The sequence below is a fragment of the Parafilimonas sp. genome, assembly GCF_047606085.1.
GTDB lineage: Bacteria > Bacteroidota > Bacteroidia > Chitinophagales > Chitinophagaceae > Parafilimonas.
The window spans coordinates 1-21067 of record NZ_JASGEX010000191.1 but is presented as its reverse complement, the minus strand read 5'-3'; the positions used below and the strand labels follow the sequence as shown (position 1 = coordinate 21067).

The window sequence follows — 21067 nt, the reverse complement described above, 5'->3', positions numbered from 1 at the left end:
TAATTTGTCATTTTAAAATTTTTTGGTGAATCTTTTAAAACGACTTTCCTCCATTAAGCCACAGCCTTTTTTATCCACTTATCCACATAAGGGTATTTTTACATTTCATTTCTAGACAGCTTCTTAGTTTATGATATAAGCAAACCGTTTTATCTTTGAATAATTAATTGATGTCTTTCTTTGTACGTATCATTAGTAACTTCAATAAAATAAGTTCCAAATTCTTCTCTGTAGCCGGTAGTGCCAACGCCCCTTCCCCATACACCTATTCTATTGCACATTACAGGTAATGTAACAGCTTTTCTTACTTCACTTCGTCCAGCACACCGGATTTTTCATATACTTCAAGTTTTTTGCCTAAGTCGTATTTCCCGGTTCCGGGAGATAAAACTTCTATTATCAAATCGGGCGCGCCGTAAATGCGTTTTTGATGAATGATGCCCGAATTTTCATTACATTTAAGGATGATTATTATGACACCGACCCGCATCTGAACCAAGTGCGGGGCATTTTATTATTCTTACTTACCAAATAAGCCGGCATTTAAAAGATAATTAAAATTTTGGACACACTATTATCTATAAAATGCATGAACTTAAACACGCTGTTGATTTAAATATGCAGCCGAATTGTTGCGACGCAACGAAGCTGCCATGAATTCCCCAGCTGGTAACCCAAATATTGCTTTAAACTTTGGAGGCAAGCCAAAGTAAAATTTATTACGAGCCGGCTACCTTTTTCTTTAAATATTTCCTTACCGGCATATCGTAAAATTTCATTACCAGCCAGGCAAATACCACTAAGAAAATCACACCGGGAATGATGATGTAAGGAAGTTTTTCCATTGGTGGTTTGAAGGTGGTGTAATAGTTGCCAAAAATCCATAATGCGGCATAATGTGTCATGTATAAAGGGTAAGATATGTTGCCGGAGAATATGCAAATGCTTTTCATTTTTGGGTTAAGTGCAGAGCCTGCGCCAAGCGATACGATTAACGGGAAATAAAACAATACAACAAGCAGTTCTGTTAACCAGTTAAAACTTGTTCCCGGCATAAGGAAGGCTAAGCTTAACAACACTGTGAGGCCAATAAAACCAATGTTGTTTTTGATGATCCAGTTACTGCGGCAGATGAGCAGGCCCGCAGAAAATGAATAGGCCAGCCTTGCGCCGCCATCCCAAAAAGTGCCTCCTGACCATCCGCCCAATAAATTGCCCGAACGATAGCTTACATAACTTAACAATATGCCTGCAATAATTGTTATGATGATAAGAACGTTTCGTTTTATGCGGCAAAGAAAAAATGCATAAATGATGTTGGCAATGTATTCCCAAAACAGCGACCATGATGGCGCATTTAAACCAAACAGGTTAAAGGCGCGGTCTGGCATGGAGGGCATGGGTATAAGCATAATGGAAGCAATAAACAGCAGCAATATTTTCCCGGCGCTGTAATCAAGATAAGCTGTTGAAAAGGGATCGAGCAGAAAACCAATAAGGCCAAGCGCGGATCCGATAATTACCAATGGTTGCAACCTTATTAACCGTACAACAAAGAAATTTTTTAAGCCCAGTTGCTGCATGCGGTTGTCATACGCATAACCCATAACAAAACCGGAGAGGCAAAAGAAAAAATCAACAGCCAGAAAACCATGACCGATAAAATTTTGGCTGTAATCTGAGAAAATCCACTCCATAAAATGAAATATAACAACTGCCAGCGCTGCTATGCCTCTTAAGCCATCAAGAATATCAAAATGTGGTTTGGTCCTTAAAACAGAAGTACCCGTGGTTTTGTTTATCATGCGGTGGGAGAAATGTTTATTTTAATTTCAAAACTCAGGATGTTGCACGCCCTTCACCAACTGCCACAGTACAACACCTGCGGCAACACTTACATTCAATGAATGCTTCATGCCCTGCTGCGGAATTTCAATACAGCCATCGCACTGCTGCATGACTAAATCCTGCACGCCGGTTACTTCGTTGCCAAAAACAACGGCTGTTTTTTGGTTGGGATTGATGGAAAAATTTTCCAGTGAGATACTGTTTTCAGCCTGCTCTATCGCATAGATTTTATAACCGTTTTGCTTAAGCTGGCTGATGGCATCAACAATGTTATCAAACTGCATCCAGTCAACAGTTTCAGAAGCGCCAAGCGCTGTTTTATCAACCTGACGATGCGTTGGCGGCGGCGTATAACCGCAAACAAAAATGCATTCAATTAAAAATGCATCCGATGTCCTGAATATGCTGCCCACATTGTAAGCGCTGCGGATATTATCGAGCACAACAATTATTTTATGTTTATCGGCCTGCTTAAATTCTTCAACCGTTTTGCGGTTCAGTTCATCCATGCTTAGTTTGCGCATGGCGCAAAAATAAAACTGCCGGTAACATTTGACCAATAGATATTTGAATGCAGGCGTTAATTTGAAGTCGGAGACTTCGCGCATAGAACTGCGAAGTCAGGAGACTTCGCAGAGCAACTCCTTAATTTATGCATGGCGCAAAAAAACAAAACTGCCCTGCGTATTTGCAAGGCAGTAAGTATAGCAATTGGCTCAAAATTATTTCAGCTTCATGTTAACAATAATATCCTGTATCTTTTGTTTTTGTGCAGCCAGCGCATTATCAAATGCTTCTTTGCTGCCAAGCCTGGTATGAACGCTAAAGTAGAATTTAATTTTGGGTTCCGTACCACTTGGCCTTGCAGAAATTTTTGAACCGTCTTCCAGCTTAAACTGCAGCACATTACTTTTGGGCAATTCAATCTTCCAGGTTTCGCCGGTTTTTAAGTTCCTGCCTTCCTGTGTTTGATAGTCGAGCAATTCAACAACAGGCGAGTTATTGATTGTTGTTGGCGGGTTATCACGATAGGCTTTCATCATCTCCGCAATTTCTTCCTGGCCGCGCATGCCTTTTTTGGTAATGCTTATCAGTTCTTCGTAGAAGAAGCCATATTGAATGTAAAGGTCAATGAGCTTATTGTATAAGCTTACGCCTTTATTTTTTTCATAAGCAGCCATTTCGCAAAGGAATGCCACGGCAGAAACCGCATCTTTATCCCGCAGCTTGTCGCCCACCATCAAACCAAAACTTTCTTCACCGCCTATGATATAATTCTCTTTGCCTTCTTTTTCTTTTATTAATTCAGCAATCCACTTAAAGCCTGTAAGCACATTGTAACAGGCAACGCTGTTTTTTTCTGCAATAGCATCAATCATATACGTGGTTACGATCGTTTTTATAACCATATCATTGGGCTGTGCAATGCCTTTTGCCCTGCGGGCTTCGAGCATGTAGGAAATAGCCAGCACGGCTGTTTGATTGCCGTTCATCAGTACCCATTCGCCTTTATGATTTTTTATACCGATACCAACCCGGTCGGCATCAGGATCGGTGCCCAGTAAAATATCGGCATCCAGTTCCGCTGCTTTTTTAAGGCCGATGCTCATAGTTTCACTTTCTTCAGGATTGGGATAAACAACGGTTGGAAAATTGCCATCCGGTGTTTCCTGTTCTTCAACAATAGTTACATTGTCAAAGCCAAATTCCTTCAACACTTTTGGCACCAGCGTAATGCCCGTGCCATGTATGGGCGTGTAAACTATTTTAAGATCGTGCTGCTTTTGAATAACATCAGGATAAACGCTCAGGCTTTTCACCATTTTGATGTAAGCTTCATCTATGTCTTTGCCGATGATGGTGATGCGTGATTCACCGCCGGTAAACTTAACATCATCCACGCTTTTAATGGCTTCCACTTCTTTAATTACATTCTTATCATGCGGAGGAACCAATTGCCCGCCATCGTTCCAGTAAGCCTTATAACCGTTATATTCTTTCGGATTATGTGAAGCCGTTATCACAACGCCGCCATTCAGTTTCAGGTAACGGATGGTGAAGCTTAATTCAGGTGTAGGGCGCAGGGCTTCAAACAAAAAAACCTTTATACCGTTTGCTGCGAAAACATTGGCTGTTGTTTCTGCAAAAAAGCGGCTGTTGTTGCGGCTGTCGTGCGCAATGGCCACTTTTATTTCAACATTGCCTAAGGTCTTTTTTAAATAATTGGCAAAACCCTGTGTGGCCATGCCTACCGTATATTTATTCATGCGGTTAGTGCCAACGCCCATTAAGCCGCGCAAACCGCCGGTGCCAAATTCGAGGTTCTGGTAAAAAGATTCAATGAGCTCTGTTTCATTACTGCTTTGCAGTTTTTTTATCTCGTTCTTGGTTTCTTCATCGTAATTGCCATTAAGCCAGGTTTCTACTTTTTGTTTTACGGCAGCATCCATAACTGATAGTTTATAGTTTTAATTTAAGAGGCGTAAATATATAACAAAGACAATTTACCCCATCCCCTAAAGGGGAGTTTTTATGTTCGTGAAGCATATAACATTGTTTATGTGTTTTGGTTGTGGTTTGTGATGCCATGAAAATATGCAGTAGAAGGGAGTGACTCCTGAAAAATCGGGACAGGCCAGCCGTGATGACATCTGTTCATTAGCTGATAACCAAAATAAATAGCTTAAAGAGTTTCTAATAAGCACACATAAAGTTTTAGGGCGCCGCTGTTAAAATACAATAAAGCACTTCGTATATAGGCATCCCTCCCGAAGTATCGGGAGGGAACGAGGGTGAGGAGGATTATTTAAACAGCCGGAATATATCCAGCCCCAGCGCATACGCCATTAAGCCAAGCAAGAGTATCATGCCAAACATTTGCGCATATTCCATAAACTTATCCGTTGGCTTGCGGCCGGTAATGATTTCATACATACAGAACAATGCGTGGCCGCCATCCAATGCAGGTATGGGCAATATGTTCATAAAAGCAAGCAGTATGGAGAAGATAGCGGTAAGCGTCCAGAAACTTTGCCAGTCCCACACACCGGAGAAGGCATCGCCGATGCTGATAACGCTGCCCAGCGAATCGCTTACTTTTACTTCTGATGAAGTGAAAAGCAGTTTCAGATTACGCACATATTTATCAAGCGTTTCCCAGCATTTGCTTATGCCCGCCGGTATGGCTTCGAGAAATGTATAATTGATTTGTTTGGTACCTAAAATTTTGTCGGGGCCTTTGAAGCCAATATAATTATTGCCATTATCGTCAAAAGATACAGCGGCATTCACGGTGTCTTTGCCATTGCGCAAAACAGTGATAACGCCATCTTTATTCTTATAATCTTTGGTGAGCTTTGCATAGTCAACATTAAAATATACAGGCGAATGATTAAATGCAATTACGCTGTCGCCTTTTTGCAGGCTGCCCGATTTTATTTTTGCTTTCTCCAAAACGGAATCTACAATCAGCGGAATTCTAACATAGGAAAAGCCACCCAGCCTGTTCTTGTTCAACTGGCCAATAAACCCTGCCGGAAGCGGCAGTTTAATCAGCTCGCCATTCCTGTCAACCGTAATTGATTTGGCTTCGTTGATAATAATTTCAGAACCAACTGTTCCAACTTTTTCAATTCTTTCTGTATCAACCAACACAATTTTATCGCCATCTTTCAAACCTATTTTGGTGCCAAGGCTATCGGCATATACGCCGTATTTTAAATTCTCAACCGGAATATAACGGTCGCCCCAAACCCAGGTAATGCTTATAAAAATTACTATAGCCAGCACCACGTTCATAAATACGCCGGCCACCATGATTATCAAGCGTTGCCAGGCCGGTTTGCTCCTGAACTCATAAGGTTGCGGCGGTTGTTTCAATTGTTCTTTGTCCATGCTCTCATCCACCATGCCCGAAATTTTCACATAGCCGCCAAAAGGCACCCAGCCAATGCCATAAACCGTTTCGCCGATCTTCTTTTTCCAGATGCTGAACCAGGGATCGAAGAATAAATAAAATTTTTCAACGCGGCACCTGAACCATTTTGCAGTGGCATAATGGCCCAGTTCATGCAGCGTAACCAATATGGAAAACGATAAAATAAATTGGAGTACTTTAACGCCAACGCTCGTCCAGTCAATTGCTAATAATGTCATAGTAGCCCTAAATCCCTAAAGGGACTTTTTAAGATTAAGAATGTTTTTAGTTTGATTAGTATTTTACCCACTGTTGTTGTTTTTATGATTGCTTCGCAATTTTTTTTGGGTCACCGGCTGTTGTTTGCATGGCACCCTCGTTACGTCGCATCCCCGTCTGACCGGCGCCAGCCGGGCAGGACTTCAACTATTGATTTGTTATTCAGCTTCAGCAATGTATAATCCTGAACACATTCAAACAACTTTAAAAATTTTGCAATGATAGCAATTCATTTGTTAATCAAATAATATAAGCTGGATAAAAGGCCTGGTTATAAATAGCGCGCTTTAGAAGATGGGACTTATAATTGTATGAGCGATGCTGCATATTCACGGGCTTCTGCATCGCTTTCAAGGTATTCATCCAAAGTTGGTGTTTCTATGAAATCAATTTTCTCCATGGTTTTTTCAACAAGCGCTGTAATATCGAGAAATCCTATTTTATTGCGCAGGAATGCAAATACGGCTATTTCGTTGGCGGCGTTTAAAATGCAGGGCATGTTGCCACCCTTATATAAAGCATCGGTGGCCAGCAAAAGATTGCGGAAAGTGCGCAGGTCGGGCTCTTCAAAGGTTAAGGTTGAAGGTTTTTTAAAATCATAACGCGGAAATGTATTGGGCAGCCTTTGCGGAAAAGCCAGTGCGTACTGAATAGGCAGCTTCATATCGGGCAAACCCATCTGCGCTTTTATGCTGCCATCTTCAAACTGCACCATGCTGTGAATAATGCTTTGCGGGTGTATCATTACCTGTATCTGGTCAGGATGCAGGCTGAACAACCATTTGGCCTCAATCATTTCAAGGCCCTTATTCATGAGTGTGGCAGAGTCAATGGTTATTTTAGCGCCCATTGTCCAATTCGGATGTTGCAAAGCATGGTCGCGTTTTACATTTACCAGGAAGTTAGGTTTCTTGCCCAGAAACGGGCCGCCGCTGGCCGTGAGTATTATCTTTTCAATTTTATTTCTGCCTTCACCAATCAGGCATTGAAAAATAGCAGAGTGCTCGCTGTCAACGGGAATAACCGGCACTTTCTTTTCAAAAGCTTTCTGCATTACAATATCGCCGGCAACCACCAGGGTTTCTTTATTGGCCAGCGCTACAGGCTTGCCAATTTCAATGGCATTTAAAGTAGGCTGAAAACCAGCGTAACCAACTATGGCGGCCAGCATGAGATCGTACGAATCCATCAGCGCCACTTCATTCAATGCTTTTTCTCCTGCAAACACTTTTATCTGTGTGTTTGATAAAGCGTCTTTTACAACCTCATACTTTCTTTCATCTGTAATAACAACTATATTGGGGTTAAACTTCAGTGCCTGTTCAACCAGTAACTTATCGTTGGTATAAGCCGTAAGTATTTCTGCGGAAAACTTATCAGCATTTGCTTCAATTACTTCTAATGCCTGTGTGCCTATTGAGCCTGTGGAGCCAAAAATTGCAATGCGTTTAACCATAGCTGCTAACTTGCTTAAAGTTGTAAAGATAAAAGAATTAAGATGCCCTGTTGTTTTAATTAAATACGCCGGTGAGTTATCAGTTGTGCATGAACACAAACATGCACGACTTACCATTTACCACTCACAATTAAGCAAGCATAATAACGTTAATTGGTTTTGTAATTATATAACGCGTTTGCAATTATTCTTTCATTGCTTAGGCGTGGGAGTTTATTCTGGCCGCCCAGTTTGCCAATTGATTTCATATAATCTATAAAACCATTTTTGCGTATGGGCACAATCTTTAATGGGTCAAGAATATTGCCACTGATAAGATCGTCGTAGTAAATATTTTTTTCACGAAGGTTATGATCAATTTCTGCGGCAAGCGCATTAATGTTTTCCGGTACATCTTCAAATTCAATAAACCATTCGTGGTAACTCCTGCCTTCTGTTTGCGCCACCATGGGCGCCACGGTAAATTCTATTACGTTCGTATGTAATTTTTCAGCAGCATGCGTTAATGCAAATTCCACTTCTTCACCAATTACATGCTCGCCAAACGCTGAAATAAAATGTTTTGTTCTGCCGGTAACAATTAAACGGTAAGGTTTAACGCTTACAAATTTTATCATGTCGCCCACATCGTAAGCCCAAAGGCCGGCATTATTGCTTACAATCATTGCATAATTTTCATTAACCTGTACGTCTTTTAACTGCAGCCTTTGCGGGTTTGGTTTGCCAATTTCACCGGCAGGAATAAATTCAAAGAAAATACCCGAATCGGTATTTAATAATAAGCCTTCTGTTTTCTGCGAATCCCGGAAGGCAAAAAAGCCTTCGCTGGCTGGAAATAATTCAATGGAATCAATCTTTCTGCCGAGGCTTTCTTCAATACGGTTTTTATAGGGTTCAAAATTTACGCCGCCATAAACCAACACCGATAAATTTTTAAACAGCTCGCCCACTTTTTTACCAGAAACTTCCATTATCCGGTCAAAATACATTTGCATCCATGGGGGGATGCCGCTGATGAGCGTCATATCCTGGCTGATGGTTTCTTTTACAATCGCATCGAGCTTGGTTTCCCAGTCTTCAATACAATTGGTTTCGTAGGAAGGAAGCTGGTTGCCCCTTAAATATTTAGGTATGTGATGGTTAACGATGCCGCTTAACCTTCCCGTAGGAATGCCGCCAATGCGTTCCAGTTCCGGCGAACCGCTTAAAAAGATCATTTTGCCGTTGGCAAAAAGCGAATTACCGCTTTCGGCCATATAACATAACAATGCATTTCTTGCTGTTTCAATGTGATTGGAAATACTTTGTTTTGAAATAGGAATGTATTTTACACCGCTGGTAGTGCCGCTGGTTTTGGCAAGATAGATGGGCTTGCCTTGCCAAAGCACATTTTCCCGGCCTTCTTTTACTTTATTGATATACGGCTTTATTTGTTCGTAATCGCGAACTGGGATCTGCCTTTTAAAATTCTCGTATGATTCAATTTTATCAAAACCATGATCTTTGCCAAAATCAGTTTGCCGGGCTGATTTTACCAGCATTTTCATGATCTTTTCCTGGTCTTCAACGGCGGATTCCATCCATTTTTTGGTTTTGCCTGAAATATAACTGGCCAATGGACGTGCTAACAAAGATTTTAAATACATAAGCAAACGCTAAAGCCGCAAATTTAGTGGGAAGTGATTTTAAAAAGGTTCTTTGCAAGAAGCTTAGGAGAATATTTACAAATTTCTTTTCATAAATATGCTATGATACATTACCTTTGCCGTCCAAATTTTTAAAAATTATGTTCGCGATAGTTAAAATTGCCGGCCAGCAATTCAAAGTACAGGAAGGGCAAAACCTCTATGTTCCGCATATTGCAGGCAAAAGTGGCGATAAAGTTGAATTTTCTGATATTTTATTGGTAGATGCCGATGGCAAGCTTTCTGCCGGTAAAGATGCAACGGCCACCGTTAAGGCTGAAATTGTAAACGACCTTGTAAAAGGCGATAAGGTGATTGCCTTTAAAATGAAAAGAAGAAAAGGTTTTCGCAAGAAACACGGCCACAGAACGCAGTACACACAAATTAAAATTGAAAGCATAGCCTAATCAATTTTATAATCATCAACTTCAAATTTTAAATTATTAATTTATATGGCACATAAAAAAGGTGAAGGCAGTGTAAAGAACGGCCGCGATTCCCAAAGCAAACGTTTAGGCGTAAAAATTTATGGTGGCCAGCCTGCCATAGCAGGTAACATAATTGTTCGTCAAAGAGGAACAGTGTATCATCCTGGTAAAAATGTAGGTGTTGGCAAAGACTTTACCTTGTTTGCGCTTACTGATGGAACCGTTGAATTTAGAAAAACAAAGGAAAATAAAACCACTGTTTCTGTTACACCGGCAGAAGCCTAACATAATTATATTTTTCATTCCATAGCATTATCCATATACACGAGTTATCCACGTTATATGGATAATTTTTTTGGTGCTTCGTAATATAGTTTATACTTTAGTCGAATTATTTTACTAACCATTTAAATTTCAAAACTATGGCAACAGCAAAAAAAGCCGCAAAAAAAGCAGCGCCTAAAAAGGTAGCAAAGAAAGCTGCCCCTAAAAAAGCAGCAGCTCCTAAGAAAGTGGCAAAGAAAGCAGCTCCCAAAAAAGCAGCAGCTCCTAAGAAAGCTGCAAAGAAAAAATAAGCAGTTTAGCTTTAGCGTTAATAGAAAATTTAAGTCCCCCGAAGCATCGGGGGACTTTTTTATTTATATGGTTTGCTTCGGCTTATTCCTGAAATACAGGAATGCTGTAATGGCCAGAAGCAGCCATACAATGGCCGATGCTATTATGGCAACGATAAGGCTGTTGTAAAAAGAAGCCGGCTTAAATTCAAAACGAATGTTGTGCGCACCTGCCGGAACAGCCAGGCCACGCAGTACATAATCTGTTCTTACAATCGGCGTTTCTTTATCATCAACGTATGCCTTCCAGCCACGGTCGTAATATATTTCACTGAATACGGCAAACTGGTTGGTATTGCTTTTACTGGAATAGGTTATTACGTCATTATCATTCTTTATTAAATGAATAGATGCCGTGCTGTCAAATGACGGCGCAAATGCAATTTTGCTTTTTTCAGCTTCTTCTATAATGGCGCTGTCTGCCGGATTGTTTTTGTCCAATGCACGCATGGCGGCTGCATCATCTTTTACATAAGCCACCTGTTTTGTAAACCAGCATGCGCCCAGGTTGCCCGGGTTTACCTGTGCTTCAGCGCCTTGTTGCCCGCGATTGATAACATACTTTGTATTAAGCATGTTCAGCACATTAATGTTTAGTTTGCCATTCAACTGGTAAGTGATCAAATCCTGGTAAATGGCAAGTTTAGCCGGGTTATAACCGCCTACCGAATTGTGGAAGTAAGATGTCATGGCATCCTGGAAAGGGTCGCTTGCGCTGATGTTAAGCACACGATAATAACCTGTATCCTGCAATATTTGCTGGTCAACTGCTGAAGGTGTAAAGCTTTGCGCCTGCTGGTCTTCTTTGGTTTGAAATTTATTATCATTCAAATACCTTCTTCCTACAGCCAGTATATCAATGGAGCTTAATAGTAAAATGGCCAGCATGGCGTATGGAGCTTTGAGTTTATCTTTTATATATAACCATACAAATGCAAAGGCAAGCGCAGCAAAAATTAAAGAACGCATAATATCGCTGCCGAATAATGATTGCCTGTCTTGTTTTAATGCGTTGTAAAAATTATTGGCAACATCTTTATTGCCCCCTGTTAGCTGGCTTAAATAATTTACAGTTGAACTATCAGTTGATGACTCATACGTAAAGCTTGAATAAAGCATAGCAATCACCAGGAATGCACCGGCCGTTACATAACCTGAAATCTTTAGCTTTTTCCATGTGTATGCTTTGTCTTTTTCAGCAAAAAATAACTGTTGTAAAGTAACTACGCTGAGCAATGGGAATATTAGTTGTGGAATAATAAGTGTGTATGTAGGTACCCTGAACTTATTATACATGGGCAGGTAATTAAAAAGAAAATTATTAAGTTCAGGAAAGAACCTGCCCCAGCTCATCATAATAGCCAGAACGCTTACTGCCAGCATCCACCATTTATCTTTTCGCCTCAGGTATATCATTCCAAAAACGAACAGGAAGCAGATGATTGCCCCCAAATAAACCGGCCCTGAAGTAAATGGTTGTTCACCCCAATATGTTGGCATTTGCGATGCTAACTGGGCCGCCTGGTCCTCTGGTACACCACTCTGTGTTGCCAACTTTGCAAAATGTGAATTTTTATCAAGGCCGTTATCACCGCCCGAAACGCCGCCATAAATATTGGGCACAAGTATTGACAAAACTTCCGGCTTTTCAAAGCTCCACTGAAAAGCATAATCAACCGGCAGGCCTGTTGTTTTTGTTGCTGTGTTGTTTGAATCTAAATCCAATACACCATTGCGCATGGTGGCTTTGGAAAAATCATAAGTCGTTGCCAGTATTACCATGTTTGACGCCACGCCTATAATGCCGGTAATGCCAACAATAACCAATGATTTTATAAGGTGTTTATATTCTTTGGCACGAATCCATTGCATAACGTAATACAGTGTCATAAAACAGGCCACTATTAAAAAATAATAGGTTACCTGAAGGTGGTTTAGCGCAATAAATAAACTGGTGAACAAAGCGGTAAGCGCAGCGCCCACCCAGTATTTCTTTTGATATACAAGCAGTACAGCGCCCAGTAATGCCGGCATATACGCCATAACAAGCACCTGCGATTCGTGGCCTGCCACCACCAATATGGGGCTGAATGAGGAGTATGCATAAGCCAGTGCGCCGGCAATGCCGATGCGGTAATCAGCTTTATACACCTGGCTAAGGAAATAAAACCCCAGGCACAGCAGAAAGAAAAACTGGAAGGGCTTGCCCAGAAACAGCGATAATACGGAATGTATGTAAATCAGGTTAAACGGATTGTTGGGATCCATGGCGATCTGGTAGGCCGGCATGCCGCTGAACATGCCGTTTGTCCATAAAGGAAAATGGCCATGCGTTTCTTTATATGTAAAGGAGTTTTGGGCCATGCCTTTCCAGTGAATAATATCACTTTGCTGCAACACTTTGCCCTGCAATGCCGGTTTGCAATATATAAGCGCTACAACCAAAAAAACGGCAATGGCAATAAGATGCGGCATAACCTTACTCCAGTTAAACTTATTCATACATGAATTTTAAGAGCGGCAAACCTAATGAAAATGTGTAATTGTAATGCCGCCCTTACATTCCTTTGATTATATTTTATTTTTCGCAGCAACGGAACATTTACAGGGAAATAAACAAATGATATTTATTTATCACATTGCCCGTATTAATATCGAATACAAGATACTTTTGCAGCGATTAAAAATCCATTCAACAAAGAATTAACCTGTAAAAATTATGCAGTTAAAAGAAACATGGCGGTGGTTTGGCCCTGATGACCCCGTTACATTAAACGATATTTTGCAAACAGGCGCTAAGGGTATTGTAAACGCTTTGCACCAGGTGCCGCATGGCGATGTTTGGACGGTAGCGGAAATTCAAAAGCGAAAAGATATTATAGAAGCTGCAGGTTTAACATGGGATGTTGTGGAAAGCGTTACGGTGCATGAATCCATTAAAACGCAAACAGGCGATTACAAAAAATATATTGAACAATATAAAGATACATTGCGCAATCTTTCCGCCTGCGGCATAAAAACCGTTACTTACAATTTTATGCCTGTGACCGACTGGACGCGTACCCATCTTGATTACCTGATGCCGGATGGTTCAAGGGCTTTATACTTCAATTGGTTTGACCTTGCCGTTTTTGATATACACATATTAAAAAGAAAAAATGCTGCGGAAAGCTATAATGAAATTATTGTACTTGAAGCTGAAAAAAGGTTCAAACAATATCCGCAATCGCAACTGGATGAAATTACACGCATCATATTATTCGGCCTGCCTGGCGAAAAAAAGATTACAGTTGAAGAAGTGCAGGAAAAACTGGACTGGTATAAAGATATTGACCACACTGCTTTGCGCGAAAGCCTGAAATATTTTTTGCAGGAAATTACACCGGTTGCCGATGAAGAAGGTATAAAGCTGGCCATTCACCCGGACGACCCGCCCTTTGATATTTTGGGCCTGCCCCGCATTGTAAGCAACAGAGAAGATATTGAATTCATTCTTTCTTCCGTAAAAAATAAAAGCAATGGCATTTGTTTTTGCTCAGGCTCATTGGGCGCCGGCATTAAAAATAATTTGCCTGATATTGTACGCACCATTGGCGACCGCCTGCATTTCGTGCATCTCCGCAATACAAAACGGGATGAATTCGGTAATTTTTATGAAGCCGATCATCTTGGCGGCGATACCGATATGTATGCGGTAGTAAAAGAAGTGCTGGCCATCCAGCAAAGAACCGGTGCCGCCATTCCGTTCAGGCCGGATCATGGCCATGTAATGCTGGATGATATGGATAAGCAAACCAATCCCGGCTATTCCTGCATTGGCCGTATGCGCGGCCTGGCTGAATTGCGGGGGCTGATGCTGGGCATAAGCCGGGAAAATAACTGGGCATGAGCAGCCATTTTTTCCTTATCAATTAATTCAGTATAAATAAAGATGTTAATTCAGCTTTTTACCCTACTTTTGCGCCCCTATATAGAAGGATGAAAAAAATCTGGATGCAATTAAATTAATTAAGATGTCTTATTTAACTATTGAAAAAAAACAAAACATTTTTGCCGAATTTGGCGGCAAAGCGGAAAATACCGGTTCAATCGAAGCGCAGATCGCTTTACTGACTGAACGTATTTCAAGCATTTCCAAACATTTGCAGGGCAACAAAAAAGACTTTGACACACACAGCGGTCTTATGCACATGGTTGGCCAGCGCAAACGCCTGTTAACCTATCTTCAGAAAAAAGACCTCCAGGGTTACCGCGCACTTATCGAGAAGCTCGGCTTAAGAAAATAATTAAGATATTAAAAAAGCGATCCCAACTACATGGTTGGGATTTGCTTTTATTGTGTTTATTATTCTCCCGATAATTTAGCCAATTGCTTAGTGGCTGCTATCTCATGCAGCACGCATTATTCTTTCTCTTTTAAAACGAATTTTATGTTATCTCAACCATTTCAATCAAGTTTTAAACTGCCCGCCGGGCAGGAAATTATTATAGAAACAGGCCGACTTGCCCGCCAGGCCGATGGCGCTGTTACCATTCGCCAGGGTAATTGTATCATACTCGCAACCGTGGTGGCTTCAAAAGAGCCAAAAGCAGGGCAGGACTGGTTTCCATTAACGGTGGACTACAACGAAAAGTTTGCCGCCGCCGGAAGAATACCGGGCTCTTTCTTTAAACGCGAAGGAAGGCTGAGCGATTATGAAGTTTTGATAAGCCGTTTAATTGACCGCGCTTTGCGCCCATTATTCCCCGAAGATTATTTCTGCGATGTGCAGGTGCTGGTTACGCTTGTTTCCTCTGATCCTGAAGTAATGCCTGATTCACTGGCCTGCCTGGCAGCAAGCGCTGCACTGTCTGTTTCCGATGTTCCCATCAAGGAAATTATTTCTGAAGTGCGTGTGGCAAGGGTTGACGGTGAAATGATAGTCAATCCCACCCGCTCCCAGCTTGCCAATGCCGATATGGATTTCATCATCGGCGCCACAGAAAAGAACTTAATGATGGTGGAAGGCGAAAGTGAAGAATGCAGCGAAGAAGACCTTGTTAATGCTTTACAGATAGCGCACGATGCTATTCGGATTCAGATAAAAGCCCAGGAGGAACTTCGGGATAAAGTGGGCGTTAAAGGCAAACGCGAGTATGCTTTGCCTGAACAGAATGAAGAACTGAAAGAAAAAGTGATTGCTTTTTGCAAAGACCGATTATACCAGGTTGCCGCGGGTGGAACAGCAAAACATGAAAGGTCTGACGCATTCAAACTTATTAAAGATGAATTGCTGTTAAGCCTGCCGGAAGATACTACGGAAGAGCATCTTAAGCTGGCTAAGAAATATTATGAAGACCTGCAGTGGGAAGTGGTTCGTAATATGATACTGGATGACCGCAAACGCTTGGATGGCCGTAAACTGGATGAGGTACGCCCGCTGAATATGGAAACAGATGTTTTGCCATCGCCGCATGGCTCAGCCTTGTTTACCCGTGGTGAAACCCAATCATTAACAACCGTTACATTAGGCACGCCATTAGATGAATTATTGATTGAAAGCGCTGCCACCAGCGATTACAGCAAATTCATCCTGCATTATAATTTCCCGCCATTTTCAACCGGCGAAGTAAAACCGATGCGTGGACCGGGCAGAAGGGAAGTTGGCCATGGCAACCTGGCTATGCGCAGCTTAAAACAAATGATGCCCGGCAGCGATTATGCTTATACCGTACGTATTGTAAGCGACATTCTGGAAAGCAACGGATCATCATCAATGGCAACGGTATGCGCCGGCTCATTAGCCTTAATGGACGCAGGTGTTCCTGTTCCAAAACACGTAGGCGGTATAGCTATGGGTTTAATAACACGTACCAGCGATAACAAGCATGCAATACTTAGTGATATTTTGGGGGATGAAGACCATTTAGGCGATATGGACTTTAAAGTTACCGGTACCCGCGATGGTATTTGTGGCGTGCAGATGGATATTAAGATTGATGGCCTTAGCATGGATGTAATGCGTGAAGCATTGGAACAGGCGCGCAAAGGCAGGTTGCATATCCTGAATGCGATGTATGAAGCCATTCCGGCGGCAAGGGTTGAAGTGAAGCCGCATGCACCACGCATGGAAAAACTGATCATTGATAAAGAATTTATTGGTGCGGTTATTGGGCCCGGCGGCAAAGTGATCCAGGAAATTCAGAAAGAAACCGGCACTACTATCAATATTGAAGAAGTAGGCAACTTTGGTGAAGTAAGCATATTCTCAACCAATAAAGAAAGTGTTGAAAAAGCATTGAAATGGGTTAAGGGAATTGTTGCTGTGCCACAGGTTGGCGAAGTATATGAAGCTAAAGTAAAAACCATTCAGCCTTATGGCGCCTTTGTTGAATTCCTGCCGAGGAAAGAAGGTTTATTGCACATTAGTGAAATAAGCTGGAAACGCCTCGAAACAATAGAAGGGGTATTAAAGGAAGGGGATATTGTAAAGGTGAAACTGATTGGCCTTGATCCTAAAACAGGCAAATTTAAATTAAGCCGAAAGGCATTAATGCCAAAGCCTGAAGCCAGGCCAAAACCACAGGAATAGCTTTTTTAATAAATACAAATTAGTAAAAATCCCTTGCATGCGCAGGGGATTTTTGTTTTAACCATCAGCATAACCATAATAATTACAGACACTTAACTTTGTTGGTATATGAAACCGAGCATGATAATTTTTCTCACACTGGGGAATGTACATAGCGAGGTTCCATGAGGCCATTGAAAAATCAAACTTGTACGAATGAAAAGGATATTGGGTATAGCTGCCCTGGTTATATTGTTGCTTGCTTTAATTACTGCATGGCTTGTATTTGGCCCGGCTACCATATTTTCAAACAAGATAAAGTATATATATGTAAGGGATGGCATTGATGCACAAGCGCAGATAGAAAAACAACTGGATACCGGGTATACCGTTCGTACCGTTTTTGTTTTTAAACTGCTGGCAAGGCCTGCAAAAGCATTTAGCCGCATAACACCAGGCAGGTTTGAAATAAAAAAAGGCGAAAGCATTTTTAATATATTAAGAACGTTACGAAACAATCATCAAAGCCCGGTAAGGCTGGTGATTAATAAGCTGCGCATTCCGCAGGACCTTGCAAAAATTATCGGTAAGAATTTTTCAACTGATTCCCTGCAGGCTTTATTATTTCTTACAAATACTGATTCTTTACAAACAGCAGGCGTTGATACCAATACGCTCATGACCATTATTATTCCTGATACTTATTTTTTGAACTGGAATACATCAACCAAAAAAATATTATTGCGGTTGAAAGACGAGCAGGATAATTTTTGGGATAAAGATGGCCGGCTGCAAAAAGCAGAAGCGCTTAATTTAACCAAACTGCAGGTTTATACACTGGCATCAATTGTGGAAGAAGAAACCAATAAAAATGATGAAAAGGGAAATATTGCAAGCGTATATATAAACAGGCTGAATAGTGGAATGCCACTGGCAGCCGACCCCACCATAAAATTTGCTCTAAAGAATTTTGCATTGAAACGCATTTATTACGGTCAGTTAAATACAGAATCGCCCTACAATACTTACCGGAACAAAGGCTTGCCGCCAGGGCCGATTTGTACGCCGTCGCCGGCAACAATAGATGCGGTATTGAATGCCCCAAAAACAGATTATTTGTTTTTTGTGGCGAAAAGCGATTTTAGCGGTTATCACCAGTTCACCAGTAATTTTGCAGAGCATGAAAAATATGCGAAATTGTATCAGCAGGCCCTGAATGAAGAAATTGCCAAAAGGCAACTGGACAGCCTGAATAAAACATTACAGCATTGACGAAATTTGAAAAATTTCTTTCCGAACTAAAACCGGTTGCTTTTCTCATAAGAAAAAGCAAGACCACGGTATTGCCTGGCTTTTATGGCTTATGCCTGTATGACGTGGTAACATTTGTTATCAGCCAGATAAACAGGATTGGTATAAGAGACAGGGCAAGCGCCATTGCCTTTAATTTTATAATGGCCATACCTGCAGCTGCTATTTTTCTTTTTACATTGATACCTTATTTCCCGGTTGCTCAAAATATGCAGGATGAATTATTCAGGTTTATTGCCGATGTAATGCCTAATTCAGAATCGCGGGCATTAATTATGACAACCATGCTCGACCTGTTTAATAAACCCAAAAGAGGCTTATTGTCCATAGGTTTCATTCTTGCATTATTTTATTCGTCCAATGCCATGCTGGGCATTATACGCACGTTCGATTCCTCCCTCCTGGTCCGGTCTCCTAAAAAATTTATGCAGCGCAGGCTTCGGGCTATGAGGCTTACCATTGTTTTAATACTGCTCGTAATTGCAACCATATTATTAAGCATAGGGCAGGGCGCCTTGTTTGCTTCTTTCTTAAACCGGCTTGGCGTAAGCGGGAAGGAAAAAAATTTCTGGACAGAATTATTAAGATGGCTGTTGGTTATATTCCTGTTCTTTTTCTCTGTTGCCTATACGTATAAATATGCGCCCTCTGTGCAAAAGCGATGGCGCCTGTGGTCGCCCGGCGCCGTATTTGCCACCCTTCTTATCGTATTGGCAACATGGGTTTTTTCAATATGGGCGCAGAATTTTTCGAGTTATAACCGCATCTATGGCTCTATTGGCGCCTTGCTCATAACCATGCTGCTCATCTTTATTAATTCATTAATGCTGCTTATAGGCTATGAGCTTAATGTAAGCATTAATTATTTAAGGCAAAAAGCAGAAGAAAAAAATAATAAGCTGAAAGTTTGACCTGGCCAATCAAACCTGCCTGCCGCAGGCATGGTTTAAACCCTTCAGGCTTTCCCAGCCCTCAAAATATTAATTGGCAAAAAATGTAAACAAGTTTTTCGGCAAATAAGAGAAAGTATTATCTTACAATTCTATTTCCAAACCGGCCTGAATTTTTCAGGCCGGAACGATGCAAAGCAGGCATGAAAAATTTCATCAAAGGTTCCTGCTGGCAAAAAATAATAATAATTTACAGGAGAAATTTAAAATCATTGCTATGTCACTACCGGTAAATAATAAAAAGTCGGCAAATAAAAATTCAAAAGCCCAGGCTGCATCAAACAGTAATTCGAAGTTTATAAAAGCCAGTTCCAAACCAGGCGGCGCTAAACAAAAAGTACGCTCAACCGGCGCAAACCGGGGAAGCTGACAGGAACAATAAATTAATTTACGCCCACGCTTCTAAAAAACAGAAAATAAATTTTACCTTTTCCAAAAAAACAAGCTATATGATAAAGTTTCATGAAATTAAAACCGGCGATTATCTTTTGGGAGAATATGAAGGCAAAAAATGGGAAGGTGAGGTGGTGAATCTGAATAGCGATGAAAAACAGATTTGCCTCGCAACGGATGTACAGGAATTCTGGTTTGAAACAGAAGACCTTTATCCTTTGCCTATAAGCAATGATGCCATGCTGAAGCTGAATTTTGTGCGGGAAGATATGCCTGATGGTTCCGTTAAATATAAAAAAGGATCATTCAGGGTGCTGATACCCAAACCAGATGATTTCAGCCATGCAGATATATGGTACCGGGATGACAAGCGCATTAATCCGCTTATACATTATGTGCACCAGTTGCAAAACCATTATTTTCAAATGACGAAAGTGCATTTAACGGCGGAGCCTATTTCATAACAGGGCGATAGCCTAAAAAAAATAAGGGTTGCTGTATCTGTGGCAACCCTTATTTTTATTTCCTCCAGTGCCCCCTTTGCCAATAATAGCCATGGCTGGTTTTAACCCAGGTTCCGTTCACCCACACATGATTTTGCCTTGGCCTCGCCCAATAGCCGTTTGTATAAACATAACGGCCGCCATGCCAGCGCCATCCGCCATCAACCCAAACATAAGCCGGGCCGGGCGATTCGGGCCTTGCATATACTGGCACCGCAGGCTGTTCTGAAACATAATGCGAAGAACTGCAGCTATTAAAAATTAAAGCGCTTACAGCAAGGCTTATAACAATAAATAGTTTTTTCATAATTAAAATATTAATAAAAAGGTTCAACAAATATGCCTGTAAAATTGTAGAATGCAGCACCCGCAAAAAAGTTTATTGGTAAATAATATTTATTGATTTCCAACCCTTGCTTTAATGTGAAAGCTTGCAAGCTGTTTGTTATTTGTTTGAAATTGTGATAAGCTCTGGCTATTTATTTTAATTTTTGGTATCGCAAATTGCGATACCAAAAAATTCAGTTCATAGTTTTGATGTCACAAATTGTAACATCAAAAAATGGAGACTGCAGGATGCGATCTCCGAGTTACGAAATCACACTGCCATACTTAGGCCTTTTTTGCCTCTTTCCAGTTTTTCTCTTAATGCCGCCATATCCTCGCTGATTTTTATTTTCACTACTTTGGCATAAATCATCATTGTCGTGATTTTTGTATGTCCGAGCATTTTACTGATAGATTCTATCGAAACGCCATTGCAAAGTGTAACCGTGGTGGCAAATGTGTGTCTGGCTACATGAAAGGTTAATCGCTTTGCAAACCCGCAAATCTCACTGATTATCTTTATACTGCGATTCACCACTTGATTGGGGGTTCAGGGCTAACAAATTTTCAGGAATCACTGAACAACTTCTATATAATAAACACAAACTCACCAAAATATTTATAAAAATTATTGATCGTAATCAATAAAGCAATAGCTGGTCATTGGCTTGATGCATGAGTTAGTAAATTAATATATATATCCTTGTTTAAAAGCCCAGGCAAACCCGCTTTAAAAAGAAAAGTATTAATGTCTATAAAAAGATGATAAGGAATTGCATTTATTTTAAAATAATCACTTATGGCAG

Annotated in this window: 20 protein-coding genes; 10 read left to right on the top strand and 10 right to left on the bottom strand. The window is 40.9% G+C overall.

The annotated features are described in order from the left end of the window. Window positions 1-304: 304 nt before the first annotated feature. The 7 genes from QM629_RS17045 to QM629_RS17015 all read right to left on the bottom strand — a co-directional run bounded on the left by QM629_RS17045 (window position 305) and on the right by QM629_RS17015 (window position 9079). The gene (locus QM629_RS17045; RefSeq protein WP_415161096.1) at window positions 305-490 is read right to left on the bottom strand and encodes a Uma2 family endonuclease; all 186 of its coding nucleotides are present in this window, start codon (window positions 488-490) and stop codon (window positions 305-307) included. 229 nt (window positions 491-719) lie between these two features. Then, window positions 720-1805 carry an acyltransferase family protein gene (locus tag QM629_RS17040; RefSeq protein ID WP_415161095.1) on the bottom strand — a complete coding sequence of 362 codons (1086 nt, stop codon included), beginning with the start codon at window positions 1803-1805 and terminating at the stop codon, window positions 720-722. Window positions 1806-1832: 27 nt separating this feature from the next. Then, window positions 1833-2372 carry an RNA methyltransferase gene (locus tag QM629_RS17035; RefSeq protein WP_415161094.1) on the bottom strand — a complete coding sequence of 180 codons (540 nt, stop codon included), beginning with the start codon at window positions 2370-2372 and terminating at the stop codon, window positions 1833-1835. A 198-nt stretch (window positions 2373-2570) separates the two neighbouring features. After that, the gene (locus QM629_RS17030; RefSeq protein WP_415161093.1) at window positions 2571-4298 is read right to left on the bottom strand and encodes a phospho-sugar mutase; all 1728 of its coding nucleotides are present in this window, start codon (window positions 4296-4298) and stop codon (window positions 2571-2573) included. A gap of 352 nt (window positions 4299-4650) precedes the next feature. After that, window positions 4651-6003: an RIP metalloprotease RseP gene (gene rseP / locus QM629_RS17025; protein WP_415161092.1), complete on the bottom strand. Its 1353-nt coding sequence runs from the start codon at window positions 6001-6003 to the stop codon at window positions 4651-4653. A 341-nt stretch (window positions 6004-6344) separates the two neighbouring features. Next, window positions 6345-7499 (bottom strand): 1-deoxy-D-xylulose-5-phosphate reductoisomerase, encoded by a 1155-nt coding sequence (locus QM629_RS17020; RefSeq protein ID WP_415161091.1) that lies wholly within the window; start codon window positions 7497-7499, stop codon window positions 6345-6347. A gap of 149 nt (window positions 7500-7648) precedes the next feature. Continuing rightward, complete coding sequence (locus QM629_RS17015; protein WP_415161090.1) at window positions 7649-9079, bottom strand: GH3 auxin-responsive promoter family protein; 1431 nt, start codon at window positions 9077-9079, stop codon at window positions 7649-7651. Between the two features lie 206 nt (window positions 9080-9285). On the opposite strand from QM629_RS17015, the gene rplU reads away from it, so the two are divergent. From rplU to QM629_RS17000, 3 genes are all read left to right on the top strand, one after another. Continuing rightward, window positions 9286-9591, top strand: coding sequence for a 50S ribosomal protein L21 (rplU, locus tag QM629_RS17010; RefSeq protein ID WP_415161089.1), 306 nt, complete (start codon window positions 9286-9288; stop codon window positions 9589-9591). A gap of 45 nt (window positions 9592-9636) precedes the next feature. Then, complete coding sequence (gene rpmA, locus QM629_RS17005; protein WP_415161088.1) at window positions 9637-9897, top strand: 50S ribosomal protein L27; 261 nt, start codon at window positions 9637-9639, stop codon at window positions 9895-9897. Window positions 9898-10034: 137 nt separating this feature from the next. Further along, window positions 10035-10187, top strand: coding sequence for a hypothetical protein (locus QM629_RS17000; protein WP_415161087.1), 153 nt, complete (start codon window positions 10035-10037; stop codon window positions 10185-10187). A 63-nt stretch (window positions 10188-10250) separates the two neighbouring features. On the opposite strand, the gene QM629_RS16995 is transcribed toward QM629_RS17000, so the two are convergent. Then, the gene (locus QM629_RS16995; protein WP_415161086.1) at window positions 10251-12728 is read right to left on the bottom strand and encodes a YfhO family protein; all 2478 of its coding nucleotides are present in this window, start codon (window positions 12726-12728) and stop codon (window positions 10251-10253) included. A 217-nt stretch (window positions 12729-12945) separates the two neighbouring features. On the opposite strand from QM629_RS16995, the gene uxuA reads away from it, so the two are divergent. The 7 genes from uxuA (at window position 12946) to QM629_RS16960 (ending at window position 19895) form a co-directional block, all read left to right on the top strand. Next, window positions 12946-14115 (top strand): mannonate dehydratase, encoded by a 1170-nt coding sequence (gene uxuA, locus QM629_RS16990; RefSeq protein WP_415161085.1) that lies wholly within the window; start codon window positions 12946-12948, stop codon window positions 14113-14115. Window positions 14116-14239: 124 nt separating this feature from the next. Further along, complete coding sequence (gene rpsO, locus QM629_RS16985) at window positions 14240-14512, top strand: 30S ribosomal protein S15 (RefSeq protein WP_415161084.1); 273 nt, start codon at window positions 14240-14242, stop codon at window positions 14510-14512. A gap of 144 nt (window positions 14513-14656) precedes the next feature. Next, window positions 14657-16798 (top strand): polyribonucleotide nucleotidyltransferase, encoded by a 2142-nt coding sequence (gene pnp, locus QM629_RS16980; RefSeq protein WP_415161083.1) that lies wholly within the window; start codon window positions 14657-14659, stop codon window positions 16796-16798. A 195-nt stretch (window positions 16799-16993) separates the two neighbouring features. Further along, window positions 16994-18049 (top strand): endolytic transglycosylase MltG, encoded by a 1056-nt coding sequence (mltG, locus tag QM629_RS16975; protein WP_415161082.1) that lies wholly within the window; start codon window positions 16994-16996, stop codon window positions 18047-18049. After that, window positions 18046-18999, top strand: a complete 954-nt coding sequence (locus tag QM629_RS16970) for a YihY/virulence factor BrkB family protein (RefSeq protein WP_415161081.1) — start codon at window positions 18046-18048, stop codon at window positions 18997-18999. The genes mltG and QM629_RS16970 overlap by 4 nt, the downstream gene beginning before the upstream one ends. 256 nt (window positions 19000-19255) lie before the next feature. Further along, window positions 19256-19408, top strand: coding sequence for a hypothetical protein (locus tag QM629_RS16965; protein WP_415161080.1), 153 nt, complete (start codon window positions 19256-19258; stop codon window positions 19406-19408). Between the two features lie 79 nt (window positions 19409-19487). Beyond that, a complete protein-coding gene (locus QM629_RS16960) occupies window positions 19488-19895 on the top strand; it encodes a hypothetical protein (RefSeq protein WP_415161079.1) in 408 nt (135 codons plus the stop codon). Between the two features lie 55 nt (window positions 19896-19950). Here the strand turns inward: QM629_RS16960 and QM629_RS16955 are convergent, their stop codons facing one another. Continuing rightward, window positions 19951-20241: a hypothetical protein gene (locus QM629_RS16955; RefSeq protein ID WP_415161078.1), complete on the bottom strand. Its 291-nt coding sequence runs from the start codon at window positions 20239-20241 to the stop codon at window positions 19951-19953. A 291-nt stretch (window positions 20242-20532) separates the two neighbouring features. Further along, window positions 20533-20796, bottom strand: coding sequence for a tyrosine-type recombinase/integrase (locus tag QM629_RS16950; RefSeq protein ID WP_415161097.1), 264 nt, complete (start codon window positions 20794-20796; stop codon window positions 20533-20535). Window positions 20797-21067 lie beyond the last annotated feature (271 nt).

Coding starts and splice junctions, on each gene's coding strand:
- QM629_RS17045 (WP_415161096.1), bottom strand. CDS start 490: ATGCGGGTCGGTGTCATAATAATCATCCTTAAATGTAATGAAAATTCG.
- QM629_RS17040 (WP_415161095.1), bottom strand. CDS start 1,805: ATGATAAACAAAACCACGGGTACTTCTGTTTTAAGGACCAAACCACAT.
- QM629_RS17035 (WP_415161094.1), bottom strand. CDS start 2,372: ATGCGCAAACTAAGCATGGATGAACTGAACCGCAAAACGGTTGAAGAA.
- QM629_RS17030 (WP_415161093.1), bottom strand. CDS start 4,298: ATGGATGCTGCCGTAAAACAAAAAGTAGAAACCTGGCTTAATGGCAAT.
- rseP (WP_415161092.1), bottom strand. CDS start 6,003: ATGACATTATTAGCAATTGACTGGACGAGCGTTGGCGTTAAAGTACTC.
- QM629_RS17020 (WP_415161091.1), bottom strand. CDS start 7,499: ATGGTTAAACGCATTGCAATTTTTGGCTCCACAGGCTCAATAGGCACA.
- QM629_RS17015 (WP_415161090.1), bottom strand. CDS start 9,079: ATGGAATCCGCCGTTGAAGACCAGGAAAAGATCATGAAAATGCTGGTA.
- rplU (WP_415161089.1), top strand. CDS start 9,286: ATGTTCGCGATAGTTAAAATTGCCGGCCAGCAATTCAAAGTACAGGAA.
- rpmA (WP_415161088.1), top strand. CDS start 9,637: ATGGCACATAAAAAAGGTGAAGGCAGTGTAAAGAACGGCCGCGATTCC.
- QM629_RS17000 (WP_415161087.1), top strand. CDS start 10,035: ATGGCAACAGCAAAAAAAGCCGCAAAAAAAGCAGCGCCTAAAAAGGTA.
- QM629_RS16995 (WP_415161086.1), bottom strand. CDS start 12,728: ATGAATAAGTTTAACTGGAGTAAGGTTATGCCGCATCTTATTGCCATT.
- uxuA (WP_415161085.1), top strand. CDS start 12,946: ATGCAGTTAAAAGAAACATGGCGGTGGTTTGGCCCTGATGACCCCGTT.
- rpsO (WP_415161084.1), top strand. CDS start 14,240: ATGTCTTATTTAACTATTGAAAAAAAACAAAACATTTTTGCCGAATTT.
- pnp (WP_415161083.1), top strand. CDS start 14,657: ATGTTATCTCAACCATTTCAATCAAGTTTTAAACTGCCCGCCGGGCAG.
- mltG (WP_415161082.1), top strand. CDS start 16,994: ATGAAAAGGATATTGGGTATAGCTGCCCTGGTTATATTGTTGCTTGCT.
- QM629_RS16965 (WP_415161080.1), top strand. CDS start 19,256: ATGTCACTACCGGTAAATAATAAAAAGTCGGCAAATAAAAATTCAAAA.
- QM629_RS16960 (WP_415161079.1), top strand. CDS start 19,488: ATGATAAAGTTTCATGAAATTAAAACCGGCGATTATCTTTTGGGAGAA.
- QM629_RS16955 (WP_415161078.1), bottom strand. CDS start 20,241: ATGAAAAAACTATTTATTGTTATAAGCCTTGCTGTAAGCGCTTTAATT.